This window comes from Eikenella corrodens, from assembly GCF_003990355.1.
GTDB lineage: Bacteria > Pseudomonadota > Gammaproteobacteria > Burkholderiales > Neisseriaceae > Eikenella > Eikenella corrodens_B.
In genome coordinates, this window is sequence record NZ_CP034670.1 from 217,884 (window position 1) to 239,005 (window position 21,122).

15 protein-coding genes are annotated in these 21,122 nt (G+C 54.2%); 4 read left to right on the forward strand and 11 right to left on the reverse strand.

The window, feature by feature from the left end; translation table 11 throughout:
* Window positions 1-143 precede the first annotated feature (143 nt).
* Window positions 144-2,075 (reverse strand): molecular chaperone DnaK, encoded by a 1,932-nt coding sequence (dnaK, locus tag ELB75_RS01180; protein ID WP_126982348.1) that lies wholly within the window; start codon window positions 2,073-2,075, stop codon window positions 144-146.
* A 403-nt stretch (window positions 2,076-2,478) separates the two neighbouring features.
* Between dnaK and ELB75_RS01185 the strand changes: the two genes are divergently transcribed.
* From ELB75_RS01185 to ELB75_RS01195, 3 genes are all read left to right on the forward strand, one after another.
* Window positions 2,479-3,234, forward strand: a complete 756-nt coding sequence (locus ELB75_RS01185) for a glutathione peroxidase (protein WP_126982350.1) — start codon at window positions 2,479-2,481, stop codon at window positions 3,232-3,234.
* A 180-nt stretch (window positions 3,235-3,414) separates the two neighbouring features.
* Window positions 3,415-4,812: a dihydrolipoyl dehydrogenase gene (locus ELB75_RS01190; RefSeq protein WP_126982351.1), complete on the forward strand. Its 1,398-nt coding sequence runs from the start codon at window positions 3,415-3,417 to the stop codon at window positions 4,810-4,812.
* A gap of 624 nt (window positions 4,813-5,436) precedes the next feature.
* Window positions 5,437-6,399: a hypothetical protein gene (locus tag ELB75_RS01195; RefSeq protein WP_126982353.1), complete on the forward strand. Its 963-nt coding sequence runs from the start codon at window positions 5,437-5,439 to the stop codon at window positions 6,397-6,399.
* A gap of 278 nt (window positions 6,400-6,677) precedes the next feature.
* On the opposite strand, the gene ELB75_RS01200 is transcribed toward ELB75_RS01195, so the two are convergent.
* From ELB75_RS01200 to waaC, 6 genes are all read right to left on the reverse strand, one after another.
* Window positions 6,678-7,877, reverse strand: a complete 1,200-nt coding sequence (locus ELB75_RS01200; protein ID WP_126982355.1) for an acetate kinase — start codon at window positions 7,875-7,877, stop codon at window positions 6,678-6,680.
* Between the two features lie 327 nt (window positions 7,878-8,204).
* A complete protein-coding gene (gene purD, locus ELB75_RS01205) occupies window positions 8,205-9,470 on the reverse strand; it encodes a phosphoribosylamine--glycine ligase (RefSeq protein ID WP_126982357.1) in 1,266 nt (421 codons plus the stop codon).
* Window positions 9,471-9,639: 169 nt separating this feature from the next.
* Window positions 9,640-10,278 carry an IMPACT family protein gene (locus ELB75_RS01215; RefSeq protein ID WP_126982359.1) on the reverse strand — a complete coding sequence of 213 codons (639 nt, stop codon included), beginning with the start codon at window positions 10,276-10,278 and terminating at the stop codon, window positions 9,640-9,642.
* A gap of 113 nt (window positions 10,279-10,391) precedes the next feature.
* Window positions 10,392-11,327, reverse strand: coding sequence for an electron transfer flavoprotein subunit alpha/FixB family protein (locus ELB75_RS01220; RefSeq protein WP_126982361.1), 936 nt, complete (start codon window positions 11,325-11,327; stop codon window positions 10,392-10,394).
* 10 nt (window positions 11,328-11,337) lie between these two features.
* Window positions 11,338-12,087 carry an electron transfer flavoprotein subunit beta/FixA family protein gene (locus ELB75_RS01225; protein ID WP_126982363.1) on the reverse strand — a complete coding sequence of 250 codons (750 nt, stop codon included), beginning with the start codon at window positions 12,085-12,087 and terminating at the stop codon, window positions 11,338-11,340.
* Between the two features lie 119 nt (window positions 12,088-12,206).
* Window positions 12,207-13,196, reverse strand: coding sequence for a lipopolysaccharide heptosyltransferase I (waaC, locus tag ELB75_RS01230; RefSeq protein ID WP_126982365.1), 990 nt, complete (start codon window positions 13,194-13,196; stop codon window positions 12,207-12,209).
* 198 nt (window positions 13,197-13,394) lie between these two features.
* Between waaC and lpxC the strand changes: the two genes are divergently transcribed.
* Window positions 13,395-14,312 (forward strand): UDP-3-O-acyl-N-acetylglucosamine deacetylase, encoded by a 918-nt coding sequence (gene lpxC / locus ELB75_RS01235; protein ID WP_126982367.1) that lies wholly within the window; start codon window positions 13,395-13,397, stop codon window positions 14,310-14,312.
* A gap of 205 nt (window positions 14,313-14,517) precedes the next feature.
* Here lpxC and gnd read toward each other — a convergent pair whose 3' ends face one another.
* The 4 genes from gnd to hemL form a co-directional block, all read right to left on the reverse strand.
* Entirely contained in the window at window positions 14,518-15,984 is a 1,467-nt protein-coding gene (gnd, locus tag ELB75_RS01240) for a decarboxylating NADP(+)-dependent phosphogluconate dehydrogenase (RefSeq protein ID WP_126982369.1), read from the reverse strand.
* A 320-nt stretch (window positions 15,985-16,304) separates the two neighbouring features.
* The gene (locus ELB75_RS01245) at window positions 16,305-18,173 is read right to left on the reverse strand and encodes a ribonuclease catalytic domain-containing protein (RefSeq protein WP_126982371.1); all 1,869 of its coding nucleotides are present in this window, start codon (window positions 18,171-18,173) and stop codon (window positions 16,305-16,307) included.
* A 599-nt stretch (window positions 18,174-18,772) separates the two neighbouring features.
* Window positions 18,773-19,657, reverse strand: coding sequence for a UTP--glucose-1-phosphate uridylyltransferase GalU (gene galU, locus ELB75_RS01250; RefSeq protein WP_126982373.1), 885 nt, complete (start codon window positions 19,655-19,657; stop codon window positions 18,773-18,775).
* Window positions 19,658-19,792: 135 nt separating this feature from the next.
* Entirely contained in the window at window positions 19,793-21,079 is a 1,287-nt protein-coding gene (hemL, locus tag ELB75_RS01255; protein ID WP_126982375.1) for a glutamate-1-semialdehyde 2,1-aminomutase, read from the reverse strand.
* Window positions 21,080-21,122 lie beyond the last annotated feature (43 nt).

Here is a 21,122-nt window from a genome sequence, read left to right on the forward strand (position 1 = left end):
GGATATGAGGGGTTGTTAAAGCTGTATTCATTGCAATTTTAATCCACCATAGAACATCAGCTATATAAAGCATCCTGCCAAACAAAAAGGCTACCTGAACATTTTCAGGTAGCCTTCATCATACTAAAGTAAGCGGCTGATGCTTATTTGTCGTCTTTCACTTCTTCAAACTCGGCATCCACCACATCGTCGCCTTTTTTCTGCTGCCCGTTGTCGGCGGACTGGCCGGCTTGGGCTTCCTGAGCCTGCTTCTGGGCATCGGCATACAGCATTTCGCCCAGTTTCTGGCTGGCTTTGCCCAGCTCTTCGGCTTTGGCATCAATGGCGGCTTTGTCGTCGCCTTTCACGGCTTCTTCGGCTTCTTTCAGCGCGGCTTCGATTTTTTCTTTCTCGGCTGCGTCCAGTTTGTCGCCGTAGTCGGCCAGTGATTTTTTCACGGAGTGAATCAAGGCTTCGGCCTGGTTGCGGCTCTGCACCAGTTCGTGCAGTTTTTTATCTTCTTCGGCATTGGCTTCAGCATCTTTCACCATGCGTTCGATTTCTTCCTCGCTCAAGCCGGAAGAACCTTGGATGGTGATGTTGGCGGCTTTGCCGGTGCCTTTGTCTTTGGCAGACACATGCAGGATGCCGTTTGCATCAATATCAAAGGTTACTTCAATCTGCGGCATGCCGCGCGGAGCGGGGGCGATGTCGCCGAGGTTGAATTGGCCGAGTGATTTGTTGGCAGAAGCGCGTTCGCGTTCGCCTTGCAACACGTGGATGGTTACGGCGCTCTGGTTGTCTTCGGCAGTGGAGAACACTTGCGAAGCCTTAGTGGGGATAGTGGTGTTTTTGTTGATGAGTTTGGTCATCACGCCGCCCATGGTTTCGATACCCAAAGACAGAGGGGTTACGTCGAGCAGCAATACGTCGCTGCGGCCGCCGCTCAATACTTCGCCCTGAATGGCGGCACCCAAGGCCACGGCTTCATCGGGGTTCACGTCTTTGCGCGGTTCTTTACCGAAGAATTCTTTCACGGTTTCCTGAACCTTGGGCATACGGCTCTGACCGCCCACCAAAATCACGTCGTCGATGTCGTTCACGCTCAGGCCGGCATCTTTGATGGCGGTGCGGCAGGGCTCGATGGAACGCTCGATCAGGTCTTCCACCAGGCTTTCAAACTTGGCGCGGGTAATCTTCATGGCCAAGTGTTTGGGGCCGGTGGCGTCCATGGTGATGTAAGGCAGGTTCACTTCGGTCTGCTGGCTGCTGGAAAGCTCGATTTTGGCTTTTTCGGCAGCTTCTTTCAGGCGCTGCAAGGCCATTACATCGGTTTTCAGGTCGATGCCCTGGTCTTTTTTGAACTCGGAAATGATGTAGTCGATCAGGCGTTGGTCGAAGTCTTCGCCGCCGAGGAAGGTGTCGCCGTTGGTGGAGAGCACTTCAAACTGTTTTTCGCCGTCCAAATCGGCAATTTCGATAATGGAAATATCGAATGTGCCGCCGCCCAAGTCGTATACGGCGATTTTGCGGTCGCCTTTGCTGCCTTTGTCCATGCCGAAAGCCAGTGCGGCTGCGGTCGGTTCGTTGATGATGCGTTTCACGTCCAAACCGGCGATGCGGCCTGCGTCTTTGGTGGCTTGGCGTTGGCTGTCGTTGAAATAGGCCGGCACGGTAATCACCGCTTCGGTTACTTTTTCGCCCAAATAGGCTTCGGCGGCTTCTTTCATTTTACGCAGGACTTCTGCGGAAATTTGCGGCGGAGAAAGCTCTTTACCTTGCGCTTCCACCCAAGCGTCGCCGTTTTTGGCTTTTACAATTTTGAAAGGCATCAGGTCGATGTCTTTCTGCACTTCTTTATCTTCAAATTTGTGGCCGATCAGGCGTTTTACCGCATAGATGGTGTTTTTTGCGTTGGTAACGGCCTGGCGTTTGGCCGGCGCGCCCACGAGGATTTCGCCGCCGTCCAGATAGGCGATAACAGAGGGAGTGGTGCGTGCGCCTTCTGCGTTTTCAATAACTTTGGTTTGACCGTTTTCAGAAATAGCCAAGCAGGAATTGGTAGTACCCAAATCGATACCGATAACTTTTGCCATAATGGATTGCTCCTTAGAGATTAGTAGGATTCAGACAGCGCCTTGCTGGCGCTTTAACTTGCCCAGTAAATGGGTTTGGCCGTTTTTTTTTCAAGGGAAAAGGCTATTTTCGTTTTAATATATTGATTTTTATATGATTAAATAATTTCAGGCGGCCTTGGGCAACAAATTTCCGCCCGGCCTATTGAATTTCTGCCGCCAGCCCTAATTAAGAATAACTGTTGTTCCTGCATATTTGCACCGATACGGCGTTGCCGGAATTTATAGCTAAAAGCAATTCGTATTATTTGAACTATAAATTATACAAATCGCCTGGCGGCGGCTAGAATGCCGCCCTGTCGATACACCGTATCTCACAAATTCATTCGCATTATTTCTGACACCCTGATATAAGGAGCTCTATATGTCTATCAACATCAAAACCCGCGACCAACTGGTTGGTCAGCAAGTTCCGAACGTAACCTTCCACACCCGCGTGGCCGATTCTTGGAAAGACGTTACCACCGACGACTTGTTCAAAGGCAAAAAAGTAGTGGTATTCGCCCTGCCCGGCGCGTTCACCCCCACCTGCTCTTCCAGCCACCTGCCGCGCTACAACGAGCTGGCTCCTGCATTTAAAGAAAACGGCATCGACGACATCCTGTGCGTGTCCGTAAACGACACCTTCGTGATGAACGCTTGGGCAGCCGACGAAGAAGCCCACAACATCACCATGGTTCCCGACGGCAACGGCGAATTCACCCGCGGTATGGGCATGGAAGTGAGCGATGAAGACATCGGCTTCGGCAAACGCTCTTGGCGCTACTCCATACTGGTGGACGACGGCAAAATCGTGGAAGCCTTCATCGAGCCGATCAAAGAAGGCGACCCCTTTGAAGTTTCCGATGCCGACACCATGCTGAAATTTGTGGCTCCGAACTGGAAACCGCAAGAATCCATCGCCATCTTCACCAAACCCGGCTGCCCCTTCTGCGCCAAAGCCAAAGCCGCTTTGAAAGAAAAAGGCCTGGCCTACGAAGAAATCGTATTGGGCAAAGACGCCAGCATCGTTTCCGTACGCGCCATCACCGGCAAAGTAACCGCCCCGCAAGTGTTCATCGGCGGCAAATACATCGGCGGCAGCGAAGACTTGGACGCATACTTGGCCAAACGCGCCTGATTTTCCAGCTATCCAGTTGCCAATACAGTAGATAGCTTTGCGAGCCGCCCGAACAGGGCGGCTCTTTTCCCAAGGCCTTTCAGGTAGCCTGTTACACCGCAGCAGCCGATCTTTTTCAGGTAGCCTCTTAGCCAACCATACAGGCTACCTGAAAGGTCTTCCCACATAAGGAAAGCAGACATGAAACACCTCACCGCAGACGTCGTCGTTATCGGCGGCGGCACCGCCGGCATGGGCGCCTTCCGCAATGCCCGCCTCTACACCGAAAACGTTTATCTCATCGAAAGCCACGTTTTCGGCACCACCTGCGCCCGCGTCGGCTGCATGCCCTCCAAACTCTTGATTGCCGCCGCGGAAGCCCGCCACCACGCCCTGCACACTGATCCCTTCGGCGTGCATCTGGACAAATCCAGCATCAGCGTAAACGGCGAAGAAGTAATGAGCCGCGTCAAATCCGAGCGCGACCGCTTCGTCGGCTTCGTACTGGAAGACGTAGAAGCCTGGCCGGCCGAGCGCCGAATCATGGGGCAGGCCAAATTCATCGACGAGCATACCGTGCAAATCGACGATCACACCCAAATCCGCGCCGAACGCATCATCATCGCCACCGGCTCCCGCCCCATCGTACTGCCGCAATGGCAGGCGCTTGGCGACCGCCTCGTCATCAACGACGACGTATTCTCATGGGACACACTGCCCGAAAGCGTGGCCGTATTCGGTACCGGCGTAATCGGCCTCGAGCTCGGCCAAGCCCTGAGCCGCCTCGGCGTGCGCGTGGAAATGTTCGGCCTGGGCGGACTCATCGGCGGCATTTCCGACCCCGTGGTGCTGGAAGACGCCACAGCCATCTTCGGCCAAGAAATCCCGCTGCACCTCAACGCCCAAACCGAAACCCGGCTCAACGATAAAGGCCAAGTGGAAGTAGCGTGGATGCAAGACGGCGAAAGCGGCGTATTCACCGCCGACTACCTGCTCGCCGCCATCGGCCGCCGCCCCAATGTGGATAACATCGGGCTGGAAAACCTCAATATCGAGAAAGACGCACGCGGCGTGCCCGTAGCCAACCCGCGCACCATGCAAACCAGCATCCCGCACATTTTCATTGCCGGCGACGCCTCCAACCAGCTACCCCTGCTGCACGAAGCTTCCGACCAAGGCAAAATCGCCGGTGAAAATGCCGGCCGCTACCCCGATGTACGGGACGGCCTGCGCCGCAGCATGATCGGCGTGGTGTTCTCCAACCCGCAGATCATCAGCGTGGGTGCGCGCTTTGCCCAGCTGGAAAAAGAATACGGCAGCAAACTGGTAACCGGCCAAGTATCCTTCCGCAACCAAGGCCGCAGCCGCGTGATGCTGGTAAACCAAGGCAGCCTGCGCGTGTATGCCGACCGCGAAACCGGCCGCTTCCTCGGCGCCGAAGGTGTCGGCCCCGCGCTGGAACACATCGCCCACCTCCTCGCTTGGGCACACCAGCAGCACATGACCGTGCCGCAGATGCTCGATATGCCCTTCTACCACCCCGTAATCGAAGAAGGCCTGCGCACCGCCCTGCGCGATGTAGCCGCCAAACTGGCCTAAAGGCTACCTGAAAGCCCAGCCTTGGCACAGCCAAGCTTGGGCTTCGACGAAGCTGAGGCGTTAATCAAAACGCAGCGGCATCGGAGTGAGAAAAAACGGCAAACGGATTGATTCCGTTTGCCGTTTTTTGTTCGCCTTTGGTCGGTGTAAAAAGCGTGTTGCCTAAAAATATAGTGAATTAACAAAAACCAGTACAGCCTTATCTCGCCTTGCCGTAACGTGTGTACTGCCTGCGGCTCGCCGCCTTGTCCTGATTTTTGTTAATCCACTATAGTTTCAGGTAGCCTTTATCCGCCTGCCACACCTTCCCGCTGAACACCGCTTAAGGCTACCTGAAGAAAGCAACGAGCCCTCCCGCTCTACAAAACCAAAATATCCGGCCGAATACCTGCACAGGCAACCCACCCCCCACCAACAAACCCTTGCCAGCCACCGCCCCCGCAGGCTACCATGCCGCACATAAACGATACCGATACGACCCAACCCGGAGCCCAAATGGATTCCCCCCGCGAACACGCCGTACCAACAACAACACCGCTGCCGCCAGCATATCCTTCATGCTGCACACAGCGGTGTTTTTGTTTGACGGGTATTGGTGCGGAAGAGGCTGCCTGAAAACAAGCGGTGAAGATTGGTAAAGAAGTAAGGCAGGGGTTTCAGGTAGAGCCTCTGAGGGAGGCAATACCTACGCTTCCTGCTAAAGTATTGCACGACTTTAAAATATGGTATTTAAAAATGAAAAAACAAGATAAATCAGAGAACCAGAATAAAGAAGCAACAGGTAGCTATAAACTATTTATGTTAAAAATATTATTGCTGTATGTTATAGGGGTTATTCTATCAACATTTTTTCCTTTTTCGTTGTTACCAAGAAGCATGATGAAGCCGAGTAACAGCATATATACGGACTTTAAGATTTTTCTATCTGACAAGACGATAGAACACCAAAGAGATCTTTACATGTTAAACAAACAAGTTTATTCATTCCAATTAAAGGATTATGATGGAGATGCTAGTGATGGTCCTCCTTATGTGGTGTGTGGGGTGTATAGCTATGAACTGGCAGAAGATGTTAAATATTATAATAAAAATGGTTTAATTAATGAGCTAAATGATAGGCTTGCTAATAAATATAACTTTAAACCATATTATGATAAGGATGGTAATCAGAAATGGATTGAGATTGAATATATTGAAATGCTATCTACTGGGTATAGGAAGTTTAGAACAATATGGTTTCCAATAAAATATTTAGATAATTTTTTAACTTATCGTAATCAGATAGATGAGAATACAAGATTTATTCCTAAGGTTGATGGTGGCAGGCAATCTACACCTGATGAAAGTTATAGGTACTCATGTGTATCTGCAATGGACAGGCAAGAAAATTCATTGATGGGATTGATAGGATATGAAGGGTTTGGAGAGGAGTTTCATAGATTTATTACATATGAGAAATTACAGCAGGAAAGGGCAAGGATATTAAGGGTGCTATCTGCACCGGATACAGTTGTCAGAGTAGATGCGGTAGATGGGTTAATTTACTTTTATAATTTGCATGAAAACAGAATGGTAATTCTAGATTAGAAATCTGTAATTACTTTCCGGCTACCTGAAAAAATGTAGGCCATTCTGCTGGTATCCATTTTCACTCGTTCTGCAGCTTTCAGGTATAGCTAAAACACTTTAATTTCCTATTGTGTTGATTCTGGCGGCTGCACTGCCTACAGCCAGCCTGTATGGTGTGGGAAATCATTTCAGGTAGCCCCATTCTAAGCCGGCCTGATGATAGAACAAAAAAGCTACCTGAAACCGCTTATCTTCGGTTTCAGGTAGCCTTTATTTTGCTTTAACAGCCGCTTGGCTTATTCGATACCGGCCAGATGGGCGGTATCTTGGGCAATCATCAGCTCTTCGTTGGTGGGGATCACCATGGCCAGCGGAGTATGGCCGGCTTGGCTGATGATGCCGCCTTCGCCGAATCGAGCGGCAAGGTTGGCTTTTTCATCTACGGTGAGGCCGAGGAAGCCCAGGTAACCGATGGTTTTGCTGCGGATGGTGTTGGAGTTTTCACCAATGCCGCCGGTAAACACCAACGCATCCAAGCCGCCTGCGGCGACGCTCATGGAGGCAACGTATTTGGCCAGACGGTAGGAGAATACTTCCAGCGCGAGTTTGGCGCCTTCGTGGCCTTTGCCGGCGGCTTCTTCGATTTCGCGGCAGTCGTTGGAAAGTTCGGAAATGCCGAGCAGGCCGCTTTGTTTGTGCAGTAGGTCGGTGATCTGCTCAATATTCAGGCCGGCGTTGTTGTACAGGAAGGGGAACACGTTGGCATCGATGTCGCCGCTGCGGGTGCCCATTACGAGGCCTTCGAGCGGGGTGAGGCCCATACTGGTATCACGGCATTTGCCGCTATTGGCGGCGGCAATGGAAGCGCCGTTGCCGAGGTGGGCAATCACGAGGCGCAAACCTTCTTCGCTGCGGCCGAGCAGGCGGGCGGCTTCGGCAGCCACGAAACGGTAGCTGGTGCCGTGGGCGCCGTAGCGGCGCAGGCCGTATTTGCGGTAGAGCTCGCGCGGCACGGCGTAGGTGTAGGCGTGCTCGGGCATGGATTGGTGGAAGGCGGTGTCGAACACCACGGCGTGCGGCACATGGCTGAAAATGCTCATGGCGGCGCGGATACCGAGCAGGTGGGCAGGATTGTGCAGCGGCGCGAGCATGATGCACTCTTCGATGCCTTTGATCACTTCATCATCAACCAGGCAGGATTCTTTGAAGCGTTCGCCGCCATGAACCACGCGGTGGCCGACTGCGCCGATGCGTTTGTCGAGCTTGCGCGCTTCGAGTTCGGCCATCAGGGCTTCCACGGCGCCGGTGTGGTCTGGCTTCTCAGCCAGGCTCACAGTGTGTTTTTCACCGTTTGCCTTGAAGATGATGCGTGCATCGGGCAAGTGGAGTTTTTCAGCCAGGCAGCTCAGCAAAACTTCGCCGTTGGTGCTGTCCAATACGGCGCCTTTAACGGAAGAGCTGCCGCAGTTTAATACCAGAATCAGTTTGTCAGACATGATGTCCCTTTATATATTTATTGTGGATTACATAAACACGGCGGGCTGCCCGCCGGCTGCTTGTTTTTCTTGCGGATACAATGAACTTGCTAAGAAAATTGGCGGCTATTGTAACAAAACTGCTTTATCTTCTCTATGCCTGCGGGTAATCTTATGCGGCCGAGGTATAAATTATAGTGGATTAACAAAAATCAGGATAAGGCGGCGAGCCGCAGACAGTACACACGTTACGGCAAGGCTACCTGAAACTTATCAAGCATGGCTCAATCCGTTCATTCAACAAAAATGCGGCTCAGTCGGAGCCGCATTTTATTTTCAAACATCGTTTCACCGCAAAGCCTTATCAGCAATATCACGGCGATACTGCATGCCGGGGAAATCAATCTCGGCCACGGCTCGGTAAGCCTGCTGTTTGGCGGCAGCCAAATCGTCGCCCAAACCCACCACACACAGCACGCGGCCACCGTTGGTAAAAGTGTGGTCGGCATCTGCGGCCGTACCGGCGTGGAATACTTTGCCGATGCGGTTTGCGGCTTCGATGCCTTCGATGATGTAGTTTTTGTTGGAACGTTCGGGATAACCTTCCGAAGCCAGCACCACGCCCACAGCGCTTTGCGGTTTCCATTCGGCTTTGGCCGTATCCAGCTTCCGATCCAACGCGGCTTGAATCAAATCCACCAAGTCACTGTCCAAACGGCTCATAATCGGCTGGGTTTCCGGATCACCGAAACGGCAGTTGAATTCCACGGTATAAGGCGCACCATCGGCATCAATCATCAGGCCGGCATAGAGAAACCCTGTAAATTCATGATCTTCTTCGCGCATACCGCGCACAGTAGGCAAAATGATTTCTTCCATGGCGCGCTGATACACCTCAGGCGTAACGATGGGTGCGGGGCTGTATGCGCCCATGCCGCCGGTATTCGGGCCGAGGTCGCCGTCGAGCAGGCGTTTGTGGTCTTGGCTGGTGGCCATCGGCAGCACATTTGTGCCGTCCACCATCACGATAAAGCTGGCTTCCTCGCCCTGCAAAAAGTCTTCAATCACCACACGCGCACCCGCATCGCCCATTTTATTGTCGAGCAACATTTGATCGATGGCCTGATGTGCCTGTTCTTCAGTTTGCGCCACCACTACGCCTTTGCCGGCGGCCAAACCGTCTGCCTTAATCACAATCGGTGCGCCTTTGGCAGCCACATAATTATGTGCGGCGTCGGCATCGGCAAAGGTTTGATATTGCGCGGTGGGGATGCCGTGCCGCGCCATAAAGGCTTTGGCGAAATCTTTGGAGCTTTCCAGCTGCGCAGCGGCGCGGGTGGGGCCGAACACGGGCAGACCGGCGACGCGGAAATCGTCCACTATGCCGGCTGCCAGCGGTGCTTCGGGGCCGACCACAGTAAAGGCAATCTGCTCACGGCGGCAAAAATCAATCAGTTCCTGATGTGTTTTCAAAGGCAGGTTTTGCAGCTTGGGTTCTTGCGCCGTACCGGCATTGCCGGGTGCGACAAACACGGTTTGTACTTTGGGCGACTGCGCCAGCTTCCACGCCAGCGCGTGCTCACGCCCGCCGCTGCCTATAACGAGTAATTTCATGAAGTTGTCCTTTTCAAATAAGATTTCGTTGGCTATAGTGAATTAACAAAAACCAGTACAGCGTTGGCTCGCCTTGCCGTACTATCTGTACTGTCTGCGGCTCGTCGCCTTGTCCTGATTTAAATTTAATTCACTATAGAAAGGCTACCTGAAACTTGGAAACAGATTTTCAGGTAGCCGCTTCGTTTTCTTGCACGTCTTCCAAAATTTCCACCGCACGCATTTTCTGCCAGGCATCCAGGCAGGCGGCATAATTGGCCAGCGGCACGGCGCAATGCAGGCGGCAATCCAGTTGCAAATCCTGCTGCAACACTTCCGCGCCGTACTGTTTGGCCAGCCGCAAAACCTCGCTCAAATGCGGGTAATCGCAGCGCAAGGCTACACGTTTTTCAATATTTTTTTCCACCTGCGCGGTTTGCTGCAAAGCCATTTGGGTGGCGGTTTTGTAGGCATGAATCAGGCCGGGCACGCCCAGCAGTGTGCCGCCGAAATAGCGAACCACCACCACCAAAACATCGGTCAGCCCGGCCGAATCAATCTGGCCCAAAATCGGCCGGCCGGCGCTGCCGGAAGGCTCGCCGTCGTCGTTGGCACGAAACTGCAGGCCGTCCGTACCCAAGCGGTAGGCATAGCACCAATGCCGCGCCTTGTGGTGTTCCTGCCGTAGTGCGTCCACATGGTTTTTCACTTCTGCCGCCGTACGTACGGGATAGGCAAAGGCGATAAAGCGGCTGCCTTTGTCTTTAAACTCGGCCTGGCCGGGTTCGGCCAAAGTGCGGTAGGTGCAGGGAATATCAGAATTCGGCATGGCGGCGGCGGTATCGGGAAATAAGCAGATTATATAAGAAACAGGCTACCTGAAAGCAGATTGTTTTCAGGTAGCCTGCTGTGTTTCACGTGAAACACGAACGCATGAAACGCTTAATTGCCCAATGCCGCAGTCAGCTCAGGCACGGCTTCAAACAGGTCGGCCACCAAGCCGTAGTCGGCAATATTGAAAATAGCCGCTTCCGGATCTTTGTTGATGGCCACAATCACTTTGCTGTCCTGCATGCCGGCAGTGTGCTGGATGGCGCCGGAAATGCCGATGGCGATATACAGCTCCGGCGCCACCACTTTGCCGGTTTGGCCCACTTGGCAGTCATTGGGCGCGTAATCCGCGTCCACCGCCGCGCGGGAAGCACCGATGGCTGCGCCGAGTTTGTCGGCCAACGGTTGCAATAACTCGTTGAACTTTTCCACACTGCCCAAAGCCCGGCCGCCGGAAACCACCACTCTGGCCTGCGTCAGCTCGGGGCGGTCGGATTTCACCAGCTCACGGCTGATGAAACGGCTCAAGCCCTGAGCCGGAGCGGCCTCTACCCGCACCACTTCGGCCTGACCGCCGCTGGCGGCGGCTTCGGTAAAAGCGGTGATGCGGAAAGTGAGTGCCAATTTATCGGCATCGCTGGAAACGGTGGCAAAGGCATTGCCGGCATAAATCGGGCGCACAAAAGTTTTGCCGTCCACAATTTCGGTTAAATCAGACACCTGCGGGCAATCCAACAGGGCGGCCACGCGCGGCATCAAGTTTTTGCCGAAGGTGCTGGCAGCAGCGGTAATATAGCGGTAGCCCGCTGCCAATTTCACTACTAAAGGTGCAAGCTCTTCAGCCAAGCCACCGGCATAATGTTCGGCATCGGCCAGCAATACTTTGGCCACCCCGGCTACTTGTTTGGCCTGCTCGGCCACTGCTGCCGCGCCGCTGCCGGCCACCAATACGTGCACTTCGCCCAGCTTGCTGCCGGCGGTAACGGCATGCCGCGTGGCGGCGGCCAAATGTTGGTTGTCGTGTTCGGCAATAATCAATACAGTCATGGCTTTATCCTCAAATTACTTTGGCTTCGTTTTTCAATTTGGCCACCAATTCGGCCACGCTTTGCACCTTCACGCCGCCGCTGCGCGGTTTGGGCTCAGCCACTTTCTGCTGCTGCAATTTAGGTGTAATGTCCACGCCCAATTCTTCCACCGCAAGCTTTTCCAGCGGTTTTTTCTTGGCCTGCATAATGTTTGGCAGCTTCACATAACGCGGCTCGTTCAAACGCAAATCGGCGCTGACCACTGCCGGCAGCTTCAGGGCCACGGTTTCCAAACCGCCGTCCACTTCGCGCACCACGGTTACTTCGTTTTCGCCCAATTCCACCTTGCTGGCAAACGTACCCTGCGGCGCGTTGAGCAAGGCGGCCAGCATTTGCGCGGCTTGGTTGGCATCATCGTCAATTGCCTGTTTGCCCAGCAAAATCAGCTGCGGCTGCTCGCGCTCGGCGATTTTGCGCAACAGCTTGGCTACGGCCAAAGGCTCCAAATAATCATCGGTCTGCACATGGATGGCGCGGTCACCGCCCATCGCCAGCGCGGTGCGCAACGTTTCTTCGCACTGCTTCACGCCCAGCGATACCACCACGATTTCGCTAATCTTCCCGGCCTCTTTCAGGCGCACCGCCTCCTCCACGGCAATTTCGTCAAACGGGTTCATCGACATTTTCACATTGCCGATGTCCACATCCGAACCGTCGGCCTTCACCCGCACCTTCACGTTGTAATCCACCACCCGCTTTACGGCAACCAGTGCTTTCATGAAATTTCCTTTTCCTTCTATCTAGTTAGTGATTCACTTATCCGGCAAAACGGGCTGATTGTGCCGATTTGGCGGAAATAATGCAAGTATGGCCAAAACCCGGCTGCAAACGCTTGGGGCTACCTGAAAACTCCCCGCCCGGTTTGATAAGCCTGCTCCAGCAGGAACAACCGTTCCAACACCTCCTCCGGCTGCGGCGGGCAGCCGATACCGCCCATATTTTCCGCCCAAGCCGAGGGCTGCACGCCGGTTTTTACCGGATCGCTGTCGGTATAAATACCGATCAGCGGCTTATCCAGCGCATTGGCCAAATGCAGCAGGCCGGTATCCACGCCGATAACGCTGCGCGTGCCGCGCAATACATAGGCCGCCTGCAGCAGGCCGAGCTTTTCTTCCGGCACCTGCGCCGCCTCTATCTGATTGGCCAAGGCCAATGCGCGCTGCCGTTCCGCCCCGCTGCCCCACGGCAGCCACACCGCCACACCGTCTGCCGCATGCAGCCGATTCAACAATTCCACCCAGTATTCGTCCGGCCACAATTTGCTCTCGCGGCTGGTGGCGTGCAGGGCCACGCGGTAGCTTTCAGGTAGCCCCTGCACCGCCGCATCTTCCGGCACACGCACGCCGAAATCCGCCGCGCCGTCAAACCGATAGCCGAACACTTGGGCAAACAGCTCACGGTTGCGCCACACCGCATCGCGCCCTTTGGCTACCTGAAAACCTTGTGCATAAAACGCCGCCGCCCAGCCCTCACGTGCGCTGTGTTTGTCCAAACCCTTTACCGGCACGCCCGCCTGACGGGCAAACCACGCGCTTTTTATCAGGCCTTGGCTGTCGAGCACGAAATCATAGCCGCCACCGGCCAACTCCTGCTTCAGTGCACGCATCTGCCGCCGCGTATCCGCCGCAAACAGCCGCTTGCGCCACTGCCGCCAGCGCATCGGAATCACCTTGGCCACAAACGGATGCAGCCGCGCAATATCGGCAAACCCGGCCTCGGCCAGCCAATGCAGCTCCACCTGCGGGCAATGCCGCGCCAAATCCTGCACCGCCGGCAGGGTATGGATAAGATCGCCCATGCTGGAGAGGCGCACCAGTAAAATCTTCATCGGAGGGAAAGCCTGTGGTTGGAACGGGTGGAATTATACAAGATGAAGCTTGGTAAATAGACCGCATTACGTTTTCAGGTAGCCTTTTCCCTTGGAGGCTACCTGAAAACAAACCATAGCCAAATTTAATCGGAAAGACAGGCAAACATATTTCCCGTATGATGGCGGCTGCCTTATGCAGATTTTCCGGAGTTTTTTATGAAACAGCGCACCCTAGCCCAATCCGTTCAAGCCACCGGCGTCGGCCTGCATTCCGGCGAGCGGGTTTTGCTCACCCTGCATCCGGCTGCCGAAAACAGCGGCATCGTATTCCGCCGCACCGATTTGGCCGGCGAACAGAGCCGCCCGATCAAACTCGTGCCCGAACTGATCAACGACACCCGCCTCTCCTCCACCATCGTTACCGAAGACGGCGTGCGGGTGGGCACGATCGAGCATTTAATGTCGTCACTGGCCGCCTACGGCATCGATAATGTGTTGATTGAATTGAATGCGCCGGAAATCCCGATTATGGACGGCTCCAGCCTGCCTTTTTTGTATCTGTTGCAGGATGCGGGCATCGTGGATCAAAAAGCCGAAAAACGCTTCCTGCGTATTTTGAAGCCGGTGGAAGTACAGGAGCCGGGCAAATGGGTGCGCTTCACCCCGTATGACGGCTTTAAAGTCAGCCTCACCATCAATTTCGACCACCCCGTGTTCAACCGCAGCAACCCCACCTTTGAAATCGATTTTGCCGGCGCATCGTATGTGGAAGAAATCGCCCGCGCCCGCACCTTCGGCTTCATGCAGGAAGTGGAAATGATGCGCGCACACGGACTGGGCTTGGGCGGCAACTTGAGCAATGCCGTAGTGATTGACGACAACGACGTGCTTAATCCGGAAGGCCTGCGCTACCCCGACGAATTCGTGCGCCACAAAATCCTCGATGCCGTGGGCGATTTATACGTAATCGGCGCACCGATAATCGGCGCATTCGAAGGCCACAAATCCGGCCACGCCATCAATAACGCTCTCTTACGCGCCATTCTTGCCGACCCGGAAAGCTACGAATGGGCCACTTTCCCGCACAACCAAAACCTGCCCGCCGCTTTCCACGCCCTGCCGGCTGCGGCATAAATCGGCAGTATAGTGAATTAAATTTAAACCAGTACAGCGTTGTCTCGCCTTGCCGTACTATTTGTACTGTCTGCGGCTCGCCGCCTTGTCCTGATTTTTGTTAATCCACTATAATAAAAGGAAAGGCTACCTGAAAACCGTTTGTTGGTTTTCAGGTAGCCTTTCTTTTGAAATATCGTTCAGCTACTCCGTTTTTCAGGTAGCTTCAAACATTGTAAGCAGTGGAAGCAGTATCGCCGCCGGTGCCTGTCCAATTAGTGTGGAAAAACTCGCCTTCCGGCCGATCGATGCGCTCATAGGTGTGGGCACCGAAGTAGTCGCGTTGCGCTTGCAGCAGATTGGCGGGCAGGCGGCCGCAGGTGAAGCTGTCGAGGAAGGAGAGGGCGGATACGGTGCAGGGCATCGGCAAACCGTGCTGCATCGCGGCGGCGGCCACTTTGCGCCAGCCCGGCAGAGCCTGCTGCAACAGGTCTTTGAAATAGGCATCGCTGCCAAGAAATACCAAATCCGGATTGGCGGCGTAGGCATCACGGATATTGCCTAAAAACGCGCTGCGGATGATGCAGCCTTCGCGCCACAACAAAGCGGTATTCCCGTAATCCAAATCCCAGCCGTAATGCTCGCTGGCCTGACGCATCAGCATAAAGCCTTGGGCATAAGAAATAATTTTGGAAGCCAGCAATGCTTGGCGTAAAGCAGCCAGCCATTCTTCCCGCTTGCCGGCCACCGGTTCGATTTTATGTCCGAAAGCCGTTGCAGCCTGCACCCGCTGGGTTTTTAGAGCGGAAATACAGCGGGCAAACACCGCTACGGTAATCAGCGTGAGCGGTGTGCCCAAATCCAAGGCATTGATACCGGTCCATTTCCCGGTGCCTTTCTGGCCGGCACGATCGAGGATTTTCTCTACCAACGGCGTGCCGTCTGCGTCGTTTGTGCCCAAAATATCGGCAGTGATTTGAACCAAGTAGCTGTTGAGCTCGGTCTTGTTCCATTCGGCAAAGGCGGCCTGCATCTCGGCATGGCTCATACCCAGGCCGTCTTTCATAAACTGGTAAGCTTCGCAGATAAGCTGCATATCGCCGTATTCGATGCCGTTGTGCACCATTTTCACAAAATGGCCGGCACCGTTTTTGCCCACCCAGTGGCAACATACCTCGCCACCGGCCGTTTTGGCGGCTACTGCCTGCAAAATCGGCTTCACTGCCGGCCAGGCTTCCGGATTGCCGCCGGGCATGATAGACGGCCCATGGCGCGCGCCTTCTTCACCGCCGGAAATACCGGTGCCGATAAATAAAATACCCTGTGCGGCCAACTCGTCGGTACGCCGTTCGGTATCGGAATAATGGGCATTGCCGCCGTCGATGATGATGTCGCCCTTATCCAAGTGCGGCACCAGCTGTGCAATCAACTCGTCTACCGCCCGCCCGGCCTGCACCATCAGCATCACCTTGCGCGGCCGCTTTAATTGGCCGATTAGTTCTTCCAAACTGTAGGCGCCGATAATTTTTGTGCCTTTGGCCGGGCCGTTGAGGAATTGCTCGGTTTTGGCCGCCGTGCGGTTGTAGGCGCTCACTTGGAGGCCGTAATCGTTCATGTTCAGAATCAGGTTCTGCCCCATAACGGCCAGGCCGATAATGGCAATATCGTTTTTATTGTGAAAAGGGTTTTGCATGATATTTTTAGATTACAAAGTTTGAGATTTAGTATTGGGTTAGATTGAACCGAGTTGGCTTTCTTTAACCTAATTTTTTAATTAATTTTTTGTTGTTTATATTAGAGCGGCATAAAAATAGTGGATTATCCAGAAAATTCATTAAAACCATTTAGATAAGCCAATTAATCCCTGTTGTTTACTTGTCGTTCAACTGTGGATTGTTGTGGAATAGTGGCTGGTTTTATCGGCTGTTTGTGGATAAATCGATTATTTGCCTGCTTTGTCCGCAGAGCATAGTGGAAACAAGCCGTTGTCGTGCCGAGCCGGTACCCTGTTATTTAAGCAGCTGATTCCGGCGGCAATACGTTCAAATATTTCAAAGACAACAGCTGCTGTTCGGCATCCAATTGGGTAACGGCCAGTTTCATGCGGGTTTTGGGCGGGATGTCGATCGGTATGCCGTGTACGCGGCTCATCAGCGGCAGGCCATCAATACGCACCAGATCTTCTTTCAGCAATACGGCGGTCAGCTCGCGGCATTGTTCTTGTTCCAGATATATTAAGCTCCAGTAAGCTTCCATTTGGCGTTGGAAGTCGGCATAAGCAGTGTAGGTAGCGTCAAAATCGCGCAGGGCGGCGAATAGGTCGCTGCTGTTTTTTTCAAAACGCGGCGGCAAATCGGGCTTGATTAAGCTGAGCAGCTGGAGCTGGTTGATGCAGTCGGCCGCACGACGCAATGGCGAGGTGAACCAGCCGTAATGTGCCACACCCATGCCGATGTGTGGTTCGGATTGGGTACTCATGCGTACTTTGCCGCTGGTTTGTACGCGGAATAAACCGGGCAGGCCGTTTTCATCCAGCATTTGTGCCCAGGTGCTGTTGGCCAGAATCATCATTTCGGATACCAGCGTATCGATGGGCGAGCCGCGCTCGCGGCGGCTGATGCGCACGCTGCCATCGGGATTGAACTCGATGCCGTAATCGTATTGCGGGGCGCGGTTTTCTTCGTAGCGGTCACGCTGTTTTTGGCGTTCGACGGCGAAGCGGTACAGCCAGCGCAGCTGCGGTTGGCAGGGAAATTGTGTTGGCTCGTTCTCGGAGAGGCCGGTGTCGGCGTTGAAGTGCGGCTCGATGTCTTGGATACGCAGGTTATGCTTGATAGTGAGATTTTCGAGGCGGGTTTGCGGTGTGGAGGCTACCTGAAAATCGGCATCCACTTCCACATACAGGCTCAATACCGGCCGTTTGCCTTCATCTAAGCTGAAAGTTTGAATCCAGTTCTCCGGCAACATGGTGATTTTGCCGCCAGGGTAGTAGGCTGTACTTTGTCGTTGTTTAATAAGGGTTTCGATTGGGCTTCCGTTGGCAATGGCCAGTGTGGGTACGGCGATATGGATACCGACACGTTTGCCGCTATTTGGCAAATCCTGCACCGATAAGGCATCGTCGATTTCGCTGGTTTCGGCATCATCAATAGAGAATGTGAGCAAATCGGCGGCATCCGGCAATTCAGGGATAGCAGGCACGGTGATTTCCGGTGCTACAGTGCCTTGCGGGAAGTGTTTGCAGCAGAAGCCGTCGAGCAGGTATTGCGGCAATGAGCTCACGCCGCCGGTTTGCCGGGCCAGCTGGTAGGCGGAAATTTTCAGTTCGGCAGCGGCTTTGGTAAAGGCTTTGTAGGTGAGCGACTGTTTGTCCGGGTTGTGCAGGATGGTACACAAATCGGCGGCAATTTCAGCGGGCAGGAGGCCTTGTGCCAATTCTTCCGCCCAAGCGGCTATTTGTGCGTCTTGCTGTTTTTTGTGCTCGATGGCAGCCAATGCCTGCTTCAGGGTGTCTTCCGGCGCGGCTTTAAATACGCCTTTGCCTTTTTTATAGAAATACATTGGTGCGGCATAGAGCGCAATCAGGGTGGCGGCCAGTTCGTGTTGGCTTGGGGGATGGCCGAAGTAGTCGGCGGCGATGCTTTGGGCGGTAAACTCGTCTTCGCCGCAAAATTCCCACAGCAGGTCGGTGTCGATTTGTGCGGCTTCGGCCTGGGCACGTTCGAGGAAAGCGTCCATCGGCTCGGTGAATTCCACGAAAACGTTGTTGGCTTTGATTTTGGCGCGTTTGCCGTGCCGGGTGTCGGCTTGGTAGGTGCTGTCGTTCTTCTGCACCACGGCGGCCACTTTGAATTGGCCGCTTTCTTCGTAGAATATATTCATTTAAAAGGGAAAACCGCTTTATTTGGTTGGAATATTGAGATGGTGGATTTTAGCATAGAAACTGTTGGTTTCTAAGGCGTGGGAATCCCTAGCGTTGTTTGCAGATGGAGGAAATCGCCGGGTTATCTACCTATATTAGATTAACAAAAATCAGGACAAGGCGGCGAGCCGCAGACAGTACACACGTTACGGCAAGGCGAGCCAACGCCGTACTGGTTTTTGTTAATTCACTATATAAACCGATGGTAAGGTAAAACGGGTTATCCATACCCTAACGGAAATGTGTTATGAGAAACAGTTTCTTAATAGCCTGAAATAGCGGTAGAAGAATTTGTGCGGCTTCGTTAATCACCACAATATGATGAAGCCGCACCAAGGTTTGGATGGCAATATGCCGTTTAAAGTGTTATAGGCTTGTTTTCTTAGCCTGTGGTGAACTACTGGGTTATTTCTATGAATAAAGGCTACCTGAAATTTTTGATGCTTGAAGCAGATTAACAACTGTGCCGGCCTGGTAAGTAAGGGGTACGAAAGGAACAGCTTGAATTTTTTGTGCCCATCGGTTTTTGTTAATCCGCTACATGCCGCATGCAATATGTTTATGCTTCTGCTTGACTGTATTCCTGCAATAGTGTGCGGAACGCCTCCGCCGTTTCCGGGTGTTTCAGCCCGTAGGCCAGCGTGGCTTCTAGGTAGCCCAGCTTACTGCCGCAGTCGTAGCGTTTGCCCGCAAAGGCGTGTGCCAGCACCGGCTCGTGTTCCAGCAGCTTGGCGATGCCGTCGGTGAGCTGGATTTCGCCGCCCGCGCCGCGGCCTACGGTTTGCAGCAGGGAGAAAATGCGCGGCGTGAGGATGTAGCGCCCCACCACGGCCAGGTTGGACGGCGCTTCTTCCGGCTTCGGTTTTTCCACAATGCTTTGAATGCGCTGATATTGCTGCCACGGCGACACTTCCACGATGCCGTAGGAGCCGGTTTGCGAAGGCGCTACGGTTTCCACGCCCAGCACGCTGTTGCCGGTTTGGCGGTACACTTCGGCCATCTGCGCAATCGCGCCCTGCGGCGCGTCGATTAAATCGTCGGCCAGAATCACGGCGAAAGGTTCGTTGCCCACCGCCGCGCGGGCACACAGCACGGCATGCCCCAAGCCCAAGGCCTCGGCCTGGCGGATATACAGGCAGGTAACATCGGGCGGCAAAATATCGCGCACATGCGAGAGCAGCGCGGTTTTGTGGCGCTGTTCCAGCTCGGTTTCCAGCTCGTAGGCCTTGTCGAAATGGTCTTCGATGCTGCGTTTGTTGCGGCCGGTAACGAACACCAATTCGGTGCAGCCGGCGGCTACGGCTTCTTCCACTGCGTATTGAATCAGCGGCTTATCCACAATCGGCAGCATTTCTTTGGGGCTGGCCTTGGTGGCGGGCAGAAAGCGCGTGCCCATCCCGGCCACGGGAAAGACGGCTTTTTTGATTGGAGCGGAATTTTCCATGGTTTGGCTTCGGTGTCGGTTGGTAAAGATGCCGCATTATAGCAGCGGCTGGACATAGGATGTCTTAAAGGCTACCTGAAAACGTAAACTTCAAAGCAGCGTTTCGTTTCAGGTAGCCTTTAAACCGCATACAGATTAAGAAACCATGTGTGCCAACACATCTGCTGCGATTGCCACGGTTTCCGCCACCAGCTCTTCCGTGTGCGCTGCCGACATAAATGCCGCTTCGTAGGCTGATGGACCGAAGGATACACCACGATCAAGCATGCCGTGGAAGAAGGTTTTGAAGGCTTCGATATTGGAGGCAGCCATATCGGCATAGTTCTGCGGCAGGCTACCTGAAAAATACAGGCCGAACATGCCGCCCACACTGTCGGCAGTAAAGGCGATGCCGGCTTGTACTGCCGCCTGTTTCAGCCCATGCACCAGTTGCTCGGTGCGTGCGGTAAGGTTTTCGTAGAAACCCGGGCGCTGGATGATTTCCAGCGTTTTTAAACCGGCTGCCACGGCCATGGGATTGCCCGAGAGCGTGCCGGCCTGATACACACCGCCCAATGGCGAGATGCAGTCCATGATTTCACGCTTGCCGCCAAAGGCCGCCAGCGGCATACCGCCGCCAATCACCTTGCCCATGGTGGTCAAATCCGGCGTGATGCCGTGCAGCGACTGTGCGCCGCCGAGCGCCACGCGGAAGCCGGTCATCACTTCGTCGTAAATCAGCACCGTGCCGTGTTTGGCCGTCAGCTCGCGCAGGGCACGGATGAATTCGCGCGTTGGGCGCACCAGGTTCATATTGCCGGCAAACGGCTCCAAAATCACACAGGCGATTTGGCTGCCGGCCTGGGCGAAGGTTTCTTCCAGCTGGGCTACATTATTGTATTCCAACACTAAAGTATGTTTGGTGAAATCGGCGGGCACACCGGCGGAGGAAGGGTGGCCGAAGGTGAGCAGGCCGCTGCCGGCTTTCACGAGCAGGCTGTCGGAATGGCCGTGGTAGCAGCCTTCGAATTTCACGATTTGGTCGCGCCCCGTGTAGCCGCGCGCCAAGCGGATGGCCGACATGGTGGCCTCGGTGCCGGAGCTTACCAGCCGCAGCCGCTCTACGCTGGGCACCAGACGGCAGATTTCCTCAGCAATTACGATTTCGGCTTCAGTGGGCGCCCCGAACGACAGCCCGCCTAAAGCCGCTTCGCGTACCGCTTCCAACACTTCCGGATGCGCGTGCCCCACGATAGCCGGCCCCCACGAGCCGACATAATCGATATAGCGTTTGCCGTTTTCGTCCCACACAAACGCCCCCTCGGCTTTTTTAATGAAGCGCGGCACGCCGCCGACGCTGCCGAAGGCGCGCACAGGTGAATTCACGCCGCCGGGAATCACGGCTTTGGCGCGGGTGAAGAGTTGTTCGTTACGGTCGGTCATGGGAAATCCTTGCTAGGAAAATGGGAATAGGCAGATTTTAGCA

Coding starts and splice junctions, on each gene's coding strand:
- lpxC (WP_126982367.1), top strand. CDS start 13,395: ATGAAACAGCGCACCCTAGCCCAATCCGTTCAAGCCACCGGCGTCGGC.
- hemL (WP_126982375.1), bottom strand. CDS start 21,079: ATGACCGACCGTAACGAACAACTCTTCACCCGCGCCAAAGCCGTGATT.
- purD (WP_126982357.1), bottom strand. CDS start 9,470: ATGAAATTACTCGTTATAGGCAGCGGCGGGCGTGAGCACGCGCTGGCG.
- ELB75_RS01245 (WP_126982371.1), bottom strand. CDS start 18,173: ATGAATATATTCTACGAAGAAAGCGGCCAATTCAAAGTGGCCGCCGTG.
- dnaK (WP_126982348.1), bottom strand. CDS start 2,075: ATGGCAAAAGTTATCGGTATCGATTTGGGTACTACCAATTCCTGCTTG.
- ELB75_RS01225 (WP_126982363.1), bottom strand. CDS start 12,087: ATGAAAGCACTGGTTGCCGTAAAGCGGGTGGTGGATTACAACGTGAAG.
- ELB75_RS01190 (WP_126982351.1), top strand. CDS start 3,415: ATGAAACACCTCACCGCAGACGTCGTCGTTATCGGCGGCGGCACCGCC.
- ELB75_RS01220 (WP_126982361.1), bottom strand. CDS start 11,327: ATGACTGTATTGATTATTGCCGAACACGACAACCAACATTTGGCCGCC.
- gnd (WP_126982369.1), bottom strand. CDS start 15,984: ATGCAAAACCCTTTTCACAATAAAAACGATATTGCCATTATCGGCCTG.
- ELB75_RS01200 (WP_126982355.1), bottom strand. CDS start 7,877: ATGTCTGACAAACTGATTCTGGTATTAAACTGCGGCAGCTCTTCCGTT.
- ELB75_RS01185 (WP_126982350.1), top strand. CDS start 2,479: ATGTCTATCAACATCAAAACCCGCGACCAACTGGTTGGTCAGCAAGTT.
- ELB75_RS01215 (WP_126982359.1), bottom strand. CDS start 10,278: ATGCCGAATTCTGATATTCCCTGCACCTACCGCACTTTGGCCGAACCC.
- waaC (WP_126982365.1), bottom strand. CDS start 13,196: ATGAAGATTTTACTGGTGCGCCTCTCCAGCATGGGCGATCTTATCCAT.
- galU (WP_126982373.1), bottom strand. CDS start 19,657: ATGGAAAATTCCGCTCCAATCAAAAAAGCCGTCTTTCCCGTGGCCGGG.